Raw genomic sequence first — 13,102 nt, forward strand, 5'->3', positions numbered from 1 at the left:
CAGTGACCGTCCGCGCAGCGAGGGCGGCTACCGCGGCAGCGACCGTCCCCGCAGCGAGGGCGGCTTCCGCGGCGGTGACCGCCGTGAGGGCGGCTACCGCGGCGACCGCCGGGGCGGCGAGCGCTTCGACTCCGCCCGCCAGTACTGAGCGAGGCACCCGAACGACCCGGGCCCGGCAGGTGATCCTGCCGGGCCCGGGCCCTTACCGGGGGTAGGGACTCCTCTCGGACGGAAGCGCCCGGGCGCCGATCAGTCCAGGGAACGGCCGCGGGTCTCCCGCGACGCCCACACCGCCACCAGCGTGAGCGCGCCCATCACCGCCACGTACACCGAGATCGGCAGGCTGGTCCCGAACGCCGCCAGCAGGGCCGTCGCGATCAGCGGGGCCACCCCGCCCGCCACGATCGACGCCAGCTGGTAGCCCACCGACGCGCCCGAGTAGCGCATCCGCGTGCTGAACAGCTCCGAGAAGAACGCCGCCTGCGGGCCGTACATGGCGCCGTGCAGCACCAGGCCCACCGTCGCGGCCAGCGTCACCGCCCAGAACGCGCCGGTGTCGATCAGCGGGAAGAACGCGAACGCCCACACGGCGACCCCGGCCGCGCCCAGCGCCGTCACCGGGCGGCGCCCCAGCCGGTCCGACAGGGCGCCCCACAGCGGGATCGTCACCAGGTGCACCGCCGAGGCGATGAGCACCGAGTTCAGCACCAGGCCCTTGGGCATGTCGGCCTGCTGGGTCGCGTAGACCAGGATGAACGCCGTGACGACGTAGTAGGAGACGTTCTCGGCCATCCGCACGCCCATCGCGACGAGCGCCTCGCGCCAGTGGTGGCGCAGCACCCCGATGATGGGCGCCCGCTCCTGCTCGCCCGACTCCTCGGCGCGGGCCCGCGCCTCCTGGAACACCCGGGACTCGGTCACGGCCAGGCGCACCCACAGGCCGATGAGGACCAGCACCCCGGACAGCAGGAACGGGATGCGCCAGCCCCAGTCGAGGAAGGCCTCGTCGGGCAGGGTCACGGCCAGGACCGCCAGTACGGCGGTGGCCAGCAGGTTGCCGCCGGGCGCGCCCGCCTGCGGCCAGGAGGCCCAGAAGCCCCGGTGCTCCGGCCTGCCGTGTTCGGCGACCAGCAGGACCGCGCCGCCCCACTCGCCGCCCAGCGCGAACCCCTGGACGACGCGCAGCAGGGTCAGCAGCAGCGGGGCGGCCACGCCGATGGCGGCGTAGGTCGGCAGCAGGCCGATCGCGAAGGTCGCCCCGCCCATCAGCAGCAGGCTCAGCACCAGCAGTTGCTTGCGGCCGATCCGGTCGCCGAAGTGGCCGAAGACGAGCCCGCCCAGCGGGCGGGCGACGAACCCGACCGCGTAGGTGGTGAACGCCAGCATGGTGCCGACCAGCGGGTCGGACTCGGGGAAGAAGACGTGGTTGAAGACGAGGGCGGCGGCCGAACCGTAGAGGAAGAAGTCGTACCACTCGATGGTGGTGCCGATCAGGCTCGCGGTCACCACCCGCATGAAGGGGGTGCGCTTCGCAGCGGTGGGGTCTGGGGTGGTCGTGCTCATGCTCGGAACGGTAGAGACGCCGACCGGACGTGACCATGGTCACATGCGCCATATGTGGACGTCCCGATATGGGTGATCGCCCTGTGTGGCGTGCCCATTACGGTCCTTTACCGCGTTTTCGCGTGTCCGTATCCCGCCCCGGCCGGGCCGCGATGGACAGTGGCGGGAGACCCCGGTGTCGTCAGCGGGGCCACCCGGCCGCCGGAAGGGAAGCGCGTGCCCGTCCTCAACACCTTTCTCGTCGCCGTCAACGACGTCTTCTGGAGCTATTTCCTCATCCCCCTGCTGGTCCTGCTGGCCCTGTACTTCACGGTCCGCTCCGGAGTCGTCCAGCTGAGGCTGTTCCCCGAGATGTTCCGGGTCCTGCGCAGCAGCCCCGGCACCGCGCCCGACGGCGGCAAGGAGATCTCCTCCTTCCAGGCCTTCGCGCTCTCGGCGGCCTCGCGGGTGGGGACCGGCAACATCGTGGGCGTGGCGACGGCGATCATGCTCGGCGGGCCGGGGGCGATCTTCTGGATGTGGGCGATGTCCTGCGTCCTGGGCGCGGCCGCGTTCGTGGAGTCCACCCTGGCCCAGCTGTACAAGGTGCGCACCGACACGGGCTTCCGCGGCGGTCCCGCCTACTACATCCGGTACGGCCTGGAGAACCGGTGGATGAGCGTGCTGTTCGCGGTCGTCATCACCGTCACCTTCAGCCTGATCTTCAACTCGGTGCAGGCCAACAGCATCACCGGCGCCATCTCCACCTCGGCCGGTGACCTGGGCGTCCCCAACGGCTGGGTCCTCAGCGCCATCATCGGCCTGGGCCTGGTGGGCCTGACCGCCGCCGTCATCTTCGGCGGGGTGCGCCGCATCGCCGTCGTCGCCCAGGCCCTGGTCCCGCTGATGGCGATCCTGTACATCCTGCTCGGCGCGGCCGTCGTCGCCCTCAACGCCGAGGAGCTGCCCCGGGTGATCGGCGACATCTTCGCCGGGGCGTTCGGGCTGCGCGAGTTCGTGGCGGGCGGGGCCGGGGCCGCGATCCTCCAGGGGATGCGCCGGGGCATGTTCTCCAACGAGGCGGGCCTGGGCTCGGCGCCCAACGCCGGCGCCACCGCCTCGGTCTCCCACCCCGCCAAGCAGGGGCTGGTGCAGACCCTGGGCGTGTACTTCGACACCTGGCTCGTGTGCTCGGTGACCGCGTTCATCATCCTGGTCTACGGGCCCGACTTCGAGAAGGAGGCCGGGGCCGAGGTCACCCAGCGGGCGCTGGAGAGCACCCTGGGCGGCTGGTCCCTGCACGCGCTCACGGTGATCCTGTTCCTGCTGGCGTACACGTCGGTACTGGGCAACTACTACTACGGCGAGTCCAACCTGGGGTTCCTGGACGCGAACCCGCAGCACATGACGTACTTCCGCTACGCGGTGCTGGCGGCGGTCTTCCTGGGCAGCGTCGCCCCGCTCACGGTCGTGTGGAACATCGCGGACATCGCGATGGGCCTCATGGCCACCGTCAACCTGCTGGCGCTGGCACCGCTGTCGGCGATCGCGTTCCGCCTGCTGGCCGACTACAGCCGCCAGCTGCGCAACGGGCTGGACCCGCAGTTCACCCTGTCCAAGATGCCCGACCTGCGCGGGGTCCAGTGCTGGGGCGAGCCCGGCGGGGCACTGCCCCGGGACGTGGACCGCAGCGAGGGCTCGGCCCCGGCCGACCCGGCCGAGGCCCTGGCCGAGCACGACGACCGGCCGGGGGAGGGGTCCGAGGGGCCCGCGGACGGGGACCGCCGCGACGACTGACGCCCTTGAACCGCGGGACCGGGCGCCGCCGATACGCGGGTCGTGCCGATCCTCCCGGTGGCCCGGGAACCAAGGGATAGAATTCGGGCACCGGCCGCCACGGTCCTGCTCTCCCGGCTGTGGGGCGCGCCGCTCGACGCCGCCCGGCACGGCACGTACCCCACCCGCGACCTGTTCTGACGGGGTTCTCCACAGGTCCGCTCCGGCAGGCCCGAGTGAAAACGGTTTTCGGTACTATGCCCGAAGACCCACCCGACCCATCACGGAGTGCCACCGTGTCCGAACGGACCACACCCCAGCACACCCACGGGGACGAGCCCCCGCCCGGCGACCCGTTCGCCCCCGCACGGGACGGCGAGCTGCCCCCCGACGACTGGGGGCGCCGCACCGGGCGCCGCACCGGAACGGTCTGGCTGTTCGCGGCGCTCATCACCGCGATGGCCGTCGGCCACGCCTGGCTCTCCGACCAGCTCACCGGGCCGGCGTTCCTGACCTGGGCGACCATCTTCACCGCCATCTGCTTCCAGGCGCTGCCCTTCCTGGTGTTCGGGGTCGCGCTGTCGGCGGCGCTCACCGCGTTCGTGCCCGCCTCCGCCTACCAGCGGTTCATCCCGAGCAAGGCGAGCCGGGCGGTCCCGGTGGCCGGGCTGTCCGGGGCGCTGCTGCCGGGCTGCGAGTGCGCGTCGGTGCCCATCGCCGGGAGCCTGATCCGGCGCGGGGTCGCCCCCGCCGCCGCGCTCACCTTCCTGCTGGCGGCGCCCTCCATCAACCCGGTCGTCATGATCGCCACCGCCGTGGCCTTCGCCGGGCAGCCGGAGATGGTGCTCGCCCGGTTCACCGCCTCGCTGCTGGCCGCGGTCGTCATCGGCTGGATCTGGGTGCGCTTCGGCCGCACCGAGTGGCTGCGCCTGCCCTCCCGGCCGTCCCACCCGGGCGAGTCCAAGTGGCGGGTCTTCCGCGAGTCGATGGTGCACGACATGATGCACGCCGGCGGCTACCTGGTCGTCGGCGGCCTGGCCGCCGCCACCATCAACGTCATGGTCCCCCGGGAGTGGCTGCTGACCGTGGCGGGCATGCCGGTCGTCTCGGTGCTGGTGCTCGCGCTGCTGGCTATCCTGCTGTCGATCTGCTCCGAGGCCGACGCGTTCGTCGCGCTCAGCCTCACCGACTTCTCGCCCACCGCCAAGCTGGCGTTCATGGTCGTGGGCCCCATCGTCGACCTCAAGCTCATCGCCATGCAGGCGGGCGTGTTCGGCTGGCGGTTCGTGGCGCGCTTCGTCCCCCTGTGCCTGATCGTCGCCCTGGCGGCCACCTTCCTGATCGGAGGACTGATCCTGTGAACCGCATCGCGCAAGGGCTCGTGCTGGTGCTGCTGGGTGCCGCGGCGCTCACCGCCACCGTGCCCACCAGCATGTACCTCAACTGGGTCAAGCCCGCCTTCGGGCCGTTCCTCATCGCCGCCGGGGTGGTGATGGCGGTGCTGGGCGTGTGGCTGGTCGTCGCCGAACTGCGCGGGGAGGCCGAGGAGGAGCACGCGCACCACGCGCACGCCGGGGACGACGAGGCCGTCGCCGCGGCCTACGGGCACGGCGACGACCACGGGCACGACCACTCCCGCGCCCCGCGGGTGGCCTGGCTGCTGCTGCTCCCGGTCCTGGCCGTGTTCGTGGTCGCCCCGCCCGCGCTCGGCTCCTACACCGTGCAGAGCACCGCCTCGGAGTCCTCCGCGCCACCGCCCGACCGGGAGCGGTCCGGGCGGTTCGACGACGGCCTGGAGGAGGCGGCCCCCGGCGAGGTCGTCCCCCTGGAGCTGCGCCAGTTCGTCATGCGGGCCTGGATCGACGAGGACCGCGCGCTGGCCGGGCGCACCGTCGAGCTCACCGGGTTCGCCGTCCCCGCCGACGACGGCTGGTACCTGGCCCGGCTCCAGATGGCCTGCTGCGCCGCCGACGCCGTGGTCAACAAGGTGCTGATCACCGACGGCCCCGTCCCCGAGGCGGACAGCTGGTGGACGGTCCGGGGCACCTGGGTGGAGCCCGAGGGGGAGCTCTACGACGTCGGCGAGCACCGGTTCACCGTCACCGAACTGGAGGAGGTGACCGACCCGCCGGACCCCTACGAGTGACGTCCCGCCGCCCGGGGCGGCCGCGTCACCCCGGGTCGAGGCGCTGGTCACGGACCGTGCGCCCACGGCGCCACACTGGGCCCAATTCGGCGCTTCACGGCCACGGCGGGTGACAATGGGCGAGTGTCGGACAGGAGCGGTGGCCTCAGGCGGATCTGGAACCGTGTGCGTCCCCGGTCGATCAGAGGCCGGGTCACCGCGGGGGCCGTGGTCGTGCTCGTGATCGTCGTCTCCGGCGGCCTGGCCGCGTCCATCCTCCTCCTGCGCGACCTCATCACCAACCAGGCCCGGGACCGGGCGGCCATGGCCGCCCGCCACGTCGTCGAGCAGGTCGCCACCGAGCGCTATCCGGGCCACAAGATCCCGGACTCCGACCCGATCCGGCGGTTGCAGGTCGTCCAGTGGGACACCGGCGAGGTGCTCGCCGCCAGCGATACCCTGCGCGGGCTGCCCGCGCTGACCACCGAGCAGCCCCGCCGCGGCGGCTTCCGGCTCGACACCGTCATCTGCACGGAGCACCTCGGGGACCGCCCCGGTGACTGCTACCTGGTGGTCGGGTACGCCCTCGCCGACTCCGCCTACGGCGACGTCATGGTGCTGGGCGCGGCCCACGCCCCCTACATCCTGGCCAGCGGCACCCTGGAGATGGTGCTGATCGGGTCGGGCACCGGGCTGCTCACCGTCACCGCGCTGGTCATCTGGTTCGGGGTGGGCCGCGCGCTGCGGCCGGTGGAGCTGATCAGCGACCAGATGGAGGCCATCTCCGCCACCGACCTGCACCGCAGGCTCCGGGTCCCGCGCACCCACGACGAGATCGCCCACCTGGCCCGTACCGCCAACGCCAGCCTCGACCGGCTGGAGGAGGCCGTCACCCGCCAGCGCAGGTTCGTCTCCGACGCCTCCCACGAGCTGCGCAACCCCATCGCCGGGATGCGCGCCAAGCTGGAGGTCGAGCTGTCCGACCCCCGGCCCGACCCCCGCGAGCGCGAACGGCTCCTGACCAGCCTGCTCTCGGACACCGAGCGCCTGGAGAACATCGTCTCGGACCTGCTCGAACTCGCCCGCCTGGACACCGACCTGGCGGCCTCCCGGGAGCCCTTCGACCTCGCCGTCCTGGTGCAGAAGGAGTTCGGGGCCCGCAAGGAGGTGGTCGACCTGCACGTCCACACCCGGGGCGAGGTCCCGGTGTGCATGGACCGGCTGCGGATGACCCGTGTGCTGACCAACCTGGTCGCCAACGCCGAGCGCCACGCCCAGGAGCGGATCGACATCGTCGTCGACCGCGACGACACCGAGGGGTGCGCGGTGGTAGAGGTGCACGACGACGGGTCGGGCGTCCCCGAGGCCGACCGCGAGCGGATCTTCGAGCGGTTCGCCCGGCTGCGCGAATCGCGCGAGCTCGACCCCGAGGGCAGCGGCCTGGGCCTGGCCATCTCCCGGGAGATCGTGAAGGCCTACGGGGGCACCCTGAGGGCCGGGCACAGCGATCTGCTCGGCGGTGCGTTGTTCACCCTGCGCGTTCCCCTGGGGACGGAGACGGAGAAGGCATGAGCGACGGAGAACCGGCGGAGCCGAACGGCGGGGAGCCCGAGCCGCGGGAGGGGCGGCCGGGGCGAGCGGAGCCGGAGGTGCGGGACGAGCCGGAACCGCCGCGGGAGCCGACGGTGACGGAGGTCGTCCTGGAGCCCCCGGCCCGCCGCCCGGGGTACTTCCGGATCGGGTTCGTCGGAGCCCTGGGCGTGCTCGCCGCCTGGCTGATGGTGCAGGCGCTGGTGGGCGTGCGCGGGGTGCTCGTTTACATCCTGGTGGCGCTCTTCCTCGCCGTCGGGCTCAACCCGATGATCGAGTTCCTGCACTCCCGTGCCCGCATGCCGCGGTGGGCGGCCATCCTCACCGTGTGCCTGGCCCTGGTGGCGTTCGTCGCCGTGTTCGTCTGGGCGATCGTCCCGCCGCTGAGCGCCCAGATCACCAGCCTGGTCGCGGGCCTGCCCGCGATGATCGACGACCTCCAGAGGAACGCCTTCTTCGCCGACCTGGAAGAGCGCTACGACCTGCTGGACAAGTTGCAGGGGGCGGTCGTCGACCCCGACGTGGGGCGGCAGCTGTTCGGCGGCCTGGTCGGGGTGGGACAGGTGGTCGTCAACTCCCTGGTGGCCTCGTTCACGATCTTCATCCTCACCCTGTTCTTCATGGCGTCGCTGCACGGCATCCTCGACGTCTGCTACCGGCTGGTGCCGCGCTCGCGGCGCGGCGGGGTGCGCGAGATCGGCGACGAGATCGTGCTGCGCATCGGCGCGTTCATCGCCGGGCAGCTGGTGGTGGCGGCGTTCACCGGACTGGTGGCGTTCCTGTTCCTGTGGGCGGTGGGGTCCGCCTACGCGCTGACCCTGGGCCTGGTGGTGGGCGTGACGGCGCTCATCCCGCTGGTGGGCACCACGATCGGCGCGCTGGCGGCCGCGCTGGCCATGCTGGTGGTGGATCCCTGGCTGGGGCTGTTCACCCTGGCCTTCTTCCTCGTCTACCAGCAGATCGAGAGCTATGTGATCTCGCCCCGGGTCATGCGCCGGGCCGTGCACGTCTCGCCGACCGCCAACATCACCGCGGCCCTGGTCGGCGGCGCCATGATGGGCCTGGTGGGTGCGCTGCTGGCGATCCCGGTCGCCGCGGCGCTGACGATCATCCTCAACAAGGTGGTGTTCCCCCGGCTGGAGGAGGCGTGACCGGCCCGGGCGCGGCGTAGTCTGCCGTGGTGAACGGACGCGGGGGACGGGTGCGGGCGGTGCTCGTGGTGGTGTGGGCGGCGGCGCTGCTTGCCGCCCTGGTCCACGGGCCCGAACCGGCGCAGGTGCGCGCCTGGATCGAGGCGGCCGGTCCGGCCGCCCCCGCCGCCTACCTGCTGCTGTACACGGTCGCGGTGTTCGCGCTGGTGCCCCGGCCCGCGCTGAACCTCGCCGCGGGGCTGCTCTTCGGTCTGGTGGCGGGCCTGCCGCTGGCCCTGGCCGGCGGGGTGGCCGCGGCGCTGGTGCAGTTCGCGGTCGCCCGGTACGTCGCCGGGGACACGGTGGCCGGGCTGCTGCCCGCGGGTGCGCGGGCGCGGCTGGACACCGTGGCCGGGGAGCACGCGTTCAAGGCCGTGCTCCAGCTGCGGCTGCTGCCGGTGATCCCCTACCAGGTCGTCAACTACGGGTGCGGCCTCACCCGGATGCGGGTCGCGCCGTTCCTGCTGGGGACGCTGGTGGGCGGGATCCCGGCGACCGCGGCGATGGTGCTGCTCGGGTCCGGGGGAGCGGACCTGGGGCTGCCCGCGGCCCTCGCCGGGGTCGCGCTGGCCGGTCTGCTGGGTCTGCTGTGGTGGGTGCGCGCCCATCGCGACCCCCGGCCCGACCAGACCTGAGCGGACCGCCCCGAACGCCGGGAGGGCGGGAGGTGAGGCCGTCGGGGTCTCCCCTCCCGCCCTCCCGTGCGGCGGGTCAGGAGTCCGCGCCGCCGAAGATCGCCACCTCGTCGGGGGTGGGCCGCTCCATCTCGAACGGCAGGATCTCCCCGCCGTCGCTGTCGGTGACCATCGGCTCCTGGAGGACCTTCGGGTTCTCACCGGCGTTGTGCTGGACCACCATGACGCCGTTGTAACCGCTGTGGTCGGTCGCGGAGGCGGAGAAGGGCACCAGCCCCGGCCCGGTCCACTCGCGCGAGTTCAGGGTCTCGATGAGGGAGTCGCGGGTCAGGTCGGGCCCGGTCTCCATGAGCACCTGGGCGAGCAGGACCGCCTGCACCATGCCGTAGACCGTGGTGTCGGTGAACGGGGTGTCGGCGTTGTACTCCTCGTGGATCTCCAGGAAGAACTCGGTCCACGGATCGTCGCGCTGGGCCGCCATCGGCAGGAACGCGGTGATGATGAGCCCGTCCAGGAACATCTCCGTCGGGATGTCCTCGGCCGGGGTGCCCTGCGCGTACTCCTCGATGAGGGCGGACACGATCTGCACGTCGCCGCCGAAGCTGGGCGCGATCCACTGCGGGTCGTAGCCGATGGCGGCGGCCTCCAGGATCGCCAGGCCCAGGAAGGCCGGGATGCAGTGGCACACGACGACCTCGGCGCCGCCCTTCTTCAGGGAGGAGATCTGTCCGGCGAGTTCGGGGACCCCGGGGTCGTAGGACTCCCAGGAGACGATCTCGTCGGTGAGGTACTGCTCCAGCCCGGCCTGGGAGGAGGGGCCGACGTCGTCGTTCTGGTAGAGCAGGCCGACCTTGTCACCGGGGAAGTTCTCGGAGATGTACCTCCCCTGGATCTTGGCCTCCCGGGAGTAGTCCACCTGGAAGCCGTAGCTGTAGGGGTAGACGTCCGGCTGGTCCCAGGACAGGGCGCCGGAGGAGACGAAGAGGTCGGGCACGCCCGCCTCGTTGATCTCGTCGATGACGGCCTCGTGGGTGGGCGTGCCCAGCCCGCCGAGCATCGCGAAGATCTCCTGGTCGTCGATCAGGGTGCGGGTGGCCTCGACGGTCCGGGACGGGTCGAAGGCGTCGTCCTGGACCTGGTATTCGATGCGGCGGCCGTGGATGCCGCCGTTGTCGTTGATGTAGTTGAACACGGCGCGGGCGCCGGTGGACACGTGCCGGAAACCGGGGGAGGCCGGTCCGGTGAGTGGCTGGTGCGTGCCGATGATGATCGCGTCGTCGGTGACCCCCCGGGTCTGGGCGGCGAGATCCCCGGCCGCGTCGTCCGTGCTCGTCCCCTCCGCGCAGGAGGTGGCGAGTACCGCGACGGCCAGTGCCGAGGCGATCGTTCTCAGTGGTCGCATGGTGCTGTCCTGGACTTCGTTGTGACCTTCACGGAGCGGGCGTGAGTGGCCCAATGGGGGAACGAGGCCGTGGCCGGTACGAGCAGGGGATACCTACTAGCCGGTACGTTACTCGTGAGTAAACACCATACGCGGGCATGAGACCACCGGTAACAGGTTCAGGCCGTTACGGGTGGTATTTGAGTGAACTCGTGATGTTGCCAGTGTCCACAGTCGGCCGCGGCGGAACCTCAGAACACGACACGGGGCCCGGTGGCCCCACGGCCACCGGACCCCCGGTGTTCCCTACGTGTTTCGGGCGTCCGCCCGCCGCCTCACGCCCCGGGCCGTCCCGGCTGCGGCGCCCGCCCCAGGATCTCGCGGGCCAGGCGCGCGATGTCGTCGGAGGCGCCGTTGACCGCGCTGTCGCGCCGCCAGACCAGCAGGTGCCGCAGCTGGATCGGCTCGCCCTCCAGCCTGCGGATCACCACGTCCTCCCCGGCGTCGAAGTCCGACTGGCAGGGGGCGATCGCCCGGCGCCGGGCGATGAGGTCGCGGATCTCCGAGCGCTCGTAGAGCCGGTAGGGCACCTGCGGGGTGAACCCGGCGCGCTGGCAGGCCAGGTAGAAGCACTCCGGCCAGCCGGTGCCGTCCGGCGGGGTCAGCGCCCAGGGGCTGTCCGCCAGGTCGCCCAGGGCCACCGTCGGCTTGCCCGCCAGCGGGTGGTCGGCCCACAGGGCCACGTGCAGCGGCTCCACCGCGAGCATCGCCCACGACAGCGGCCCGTCCGTGGACAGGTCCCGGTCCACGTAGTCGATGGTGGTGCCCAGGTCCAGCCGTCCCGCCCGGACCAGGTCGGTGACCAGCTTGGGGGAGTACTCGGTGCGCACGTGGACCGGCACGTTCGGGAAGACCTCCGGCAGCCGCGACGCCAGGTCTATCGCCAGCGGTCCCACCCCGCCCACGCGCAGCGTGGTGGGCGAGGACCCGCGCGCGGTGATGTCGTGCAGCAGGTCGTCCATGGACAGCAGGACCGCGCGGGCGCGCACCAGCACGAACTCGCCCAGCTCCGTCGGGCGCACCCCCGAGCGGCCCCGGTGGAACAGGGCGCCGCCCACCTCGCGCTCGATCCGCTGGAGCTGGGTGGTCAGCGCGGGCTGGGAGGTGGAGAGCGCCGCGGCCGCCTTGGTGACGCTTCCGGTGTCGGCCAGGAGGCAGATGGTGCGCAGATGGCGGAGTTCGAGATCCATCAGGGCCTCCTGTGCCGGCCGTCGGACAGTGGTCGGGGTGCCGTGCCGGTCGCGCCGCCCAACGGCCATGGTCGACTGTACAACGCGCCCCCGCGGGGCGGGCGGGGCTCCGGTGCACGCCAGGGGCGGGCGCCGGGCGCGGGCGCGCCGGGGGCGCGGGGACCGCCGTTCTCCTGCGGGCGTCTGCAAGGGGGCATGGCGTGGAATCTAGGCGCTCCGGGCGCCGCTGTACAGATGCCTTCCACGACCGGTCGGGGCCGAACACGCCGTGCACCCCCGTCCGGCCCCTGGGGCCCCGGTGTCCAAGGGCCGCCCGCCGGGGCGCGTGTCGCCATGGGGTAGGGTGCCCTGCATCACTATATAGTTGGACGTCCTACTACATTCCCGCGGAAGATCCCGGGGAATGGCGCGGAACCGGTGGAGAGAACTCATGGCGGTCGAACGCATGCTGCCCACAGCCGAGGCGGAACAGCTCCTGGAACTGACCCGGGAACTCGTGGACAAGGAGCTCGCCCCGCGCGCCGCCCGGGACGAGGAGGAGGGGGCCTTCCCCCGCGACCTGTTCCGCACCCTGGGCGCGACCGGGCTGCTCGGCCTGCCCTACGACGAGGAGTACGGCGGCGGGGGCCAGCCCTACGAGGTCTACCTCCAGGTCGTGGAGGAACTCGCCCGCGGCTGGCTCGCCGTCGGGCTGGGCGTCAGCGTCCACACCCTGTCCTGCTACCCCCTGGCCGCCTTCGGCTCCGCCGCCCAGAGGGCCGAGCACCTGCCCGCCATGCTCGGCGGCGACCGGCTGGGCGCCTACTGCCTGTCGGAGACCGCCTCCGGCTCCGACGCCGCGGCCATGACCACCCGCGCCGAGCGCGACGGTGAGGGCTACCTGGTCAACGGGGCCAAGGCGTGGATCACCCACGGCGGCGAGGCCGACCACTACACCCTGTTCGCCCGCACCGGCGCCCCCGACTCCGGCGCCCGGGGCATCAGCTGCCTGCACGTCCCGGCGGGCACCCCGGGCCTGTCGGCGGCCGCGCCCGAACGCAAGATGGGCATGCGCTCCTCCACCACCGCCGGCGTCCTCTTCGACGACGTCCGCGTCGGCGCCGACGCCCTCATCGGCGAGGAGGGCAAGGGGTTCGGCATCGCCCTGTCGGCCCTGGACTCCGGCCGCCTGGGCATCGCCGCCTGCGCCGTCGGCCTCGCCCAGGCCGCCCTCGACGCCGCCCTGGCCTACTCCCGGGAGCGCCGCCAGTTCGGCTCCGCCATCGGCGACTTCCAGGGGGTCGGCTTCATGCTCGCCGACATGGCCGCCCAGATCGCCGCCTCCCGCGAGCTGTACCTGGCCGCCGCCCGCCGCCGCGACGCCGGGCTGGCCTTCTCCGAGCAGGCCGCCATGGCCAAGCTCATCGCCACCGACACCGCCATGAAGGCCACCACCGACGCCGTGCAGGTCTTCGGCGGCTACGGCTACACCCGCGACTTCCCGGTCGAGCGCTACATGCGCGAGGCCAAGGTCCTGCAGATCGTCGAGGGCACCAATCAGATCCAGCGCCTGGTGATCAGCCGCCACCTGGCCCGCCGCGCCTGACCCGGCGCCCGGTCGACCACCCGGTCCG

The 13,102-nt window shown here is 72.5% G+C and carries 11 protein-coding genes; 8 read left to right on the forward strand and 3 right to left on the reverse strand.

From position 1 onward, the window contains the following. Nucleotides 1-249: 249 nt before the first annotated feature. A complete protein-coding gene (locus ACJOT3_RS24810; RefSeq protein ID WP_406975505.1) occupies nt 250-1,563 on the reverse strand; it encodes an MFS transporter in 1,314 nt (437 codons plus the stop codon). Between the two features lie 216 nt (nt 1,564-1,779). On the opposite strand from ACJOT3_RS24810, the gene ACJOT3_RS24815 reads away from it, so the two are divergent. From ACJOT3_RS24815 to ACJOT3_RS24845, 7 genes are all read left to right on the forward strand, one after another. Further along, the gene (locus ACJOT3_RS24815; RefSeq protein ID WP_406975506.1) at nt 1,780-3,339 is read left to right on the forward strand and encodes an alanine/glycine:cation symporter family protein; all 1,560 of its coding nucleotides are present in this window, start codon (nt 1,780-1,782) and stop codon (nt 3,337-3,339) included. A 42-nt stretch (nt 3,340-3,381) separates the two neighbouring features. Further along, nucleotides 3,382-3,519, forward strand: a complete 138-nt coding sequence (locus ACJOT3_RS24820; RefSeq protein ID WP_406975507.1) for a hypothetical protein — start codon at nt 3,382-3,384, stop codon at nt 3,517-3,519. Nucleotides 3,520-3,614: 95 nt separating this feature from the next. Further along, nucleotides 3,615-4,679, forward strand: a complete 1,065-nt coding sequence (locus ACJOT3_RS24825) for a permease (RefSeq protein ID WP_406975508.1) — start codon at nt 3,615-3,617, stop codon at nt 4,677-4,679. Beyond that, nucleotides 4,676-5,464: a TIGR03943 family putative permease subunit gene (locus tag ACJOT3_RS24830; protein WP_406975509.1), complete on the forward strand. Its 789-nt coding sequence runs from the start codon at nt 4,676-4,678 to the stop codon at nt 5,462-5,464. The genes ACJOT3_RS24825 and ACJOT3_RS24830 overlap by 4 nt, the downstream gene beginning before the upstream one ends. Before the next feature lie 123 nt (nt 5,465-5,587). Next, nucleotides 5,588-7,015: a sensor histidine kinase gene (locus tag ACJOT3_RS24835; protein WP_406975510.1), complete on the forward strand. Its 1,428-nt coding sequence runs from the start codon at nt 5,588-5,590 to the stop codon at nt 7,013-7,015. Further along, nucleotides 7,012-8,184 (forward strand): AI-2E family transporter, encoded by a 1,173-nt coding sequence (locus ACJOT3_RS24840; protein ID WP_406975511.1) that lies wholly within the window; start codon nt 7,012-7,014, stop codon nt 8,182-8,184. Before ACJOT3_RS24835 ends, ACJOT3_RS24840 begins: the two co-directional genes overlap by 4 nt. 29 nt (nt 8,185-8,213) lie before the next feature. Beyond that, complete coding sequence (locus ACJOT3_RS24845; protein WP_406975512.1) at nt 8,214-8,858, forward strand: TVP38/TMEM64 family protein; 645 nt, start codon at nt 8,214-8,216, stop codon at nt 8,856-8,858. A 76-nt stretch (nt 8,859-8,934) separates the two neighbouring features. Here ACJOT3_RS24845 and ACJOT3_RS24850 read toward each other — a convergent pair whose 3' ends face one another. Together ACJOT3_RS24850 and ACJOT3_RS24855 are read right to left on the reverse strand one after the other, a co-directional pair. Beyond that, nucleotides 8,935-10,260 carry an ABC transporter substrate-binding protein gene (locus tag ACJOT3_RS24850; RefSeq protein ID WP_406975513.1) on the reverse strand — a complete coding sequence of 442 codons (1,326 nt, stop codon included), beginning with the start codon at nt 10,258-10,260 and terminating at the stop codon, nt 8,935-8,937. Between the two features lie 314 nt (nt 10,261-10,574). Then, nucleotides 10,575-11,489, reverse strand: a complete 915-nt coding sequence (locus tag ACJOT3_RS24855; RefSeq protein ID WP_406975514.1) for a LysR family transcriptional regulator — start codon at nt 11,487-11,489, stop codon at nt 10,575-10,577. A gap of 430 nt (nt 11,490-11,919) precedes the next feature. Here ACJOT3_RS24855 and ACJOT3_RS24860 point away from each other — a divergent pair, with 430 nt between their 5' ends. After that, on the forward strand, nt 11,920-13,074 hold the full coding sequence (locus ACJOT3_RS24860) for an acyl-CoA dehydrogenase family protein (RefSeq protein ID WP_406975515.1): 1,155 nt from the start codon (nt 11,920-11,922) through the stop codon (nt 13,072-13,074). Nucleotides 13,075-13,102 lie beyond the last annotated feature (28 nt).

The sequence above is a fragment of the Nocardiopsis protaetiae genome, assembly GCF_045446735.1.
GTDB lineage: Bacteria > Actinomycetota > Actinomycetes > Streptosporangiales > Streptosporangiaceae > Nocardiopsis > Nocardiopsis protaetiae.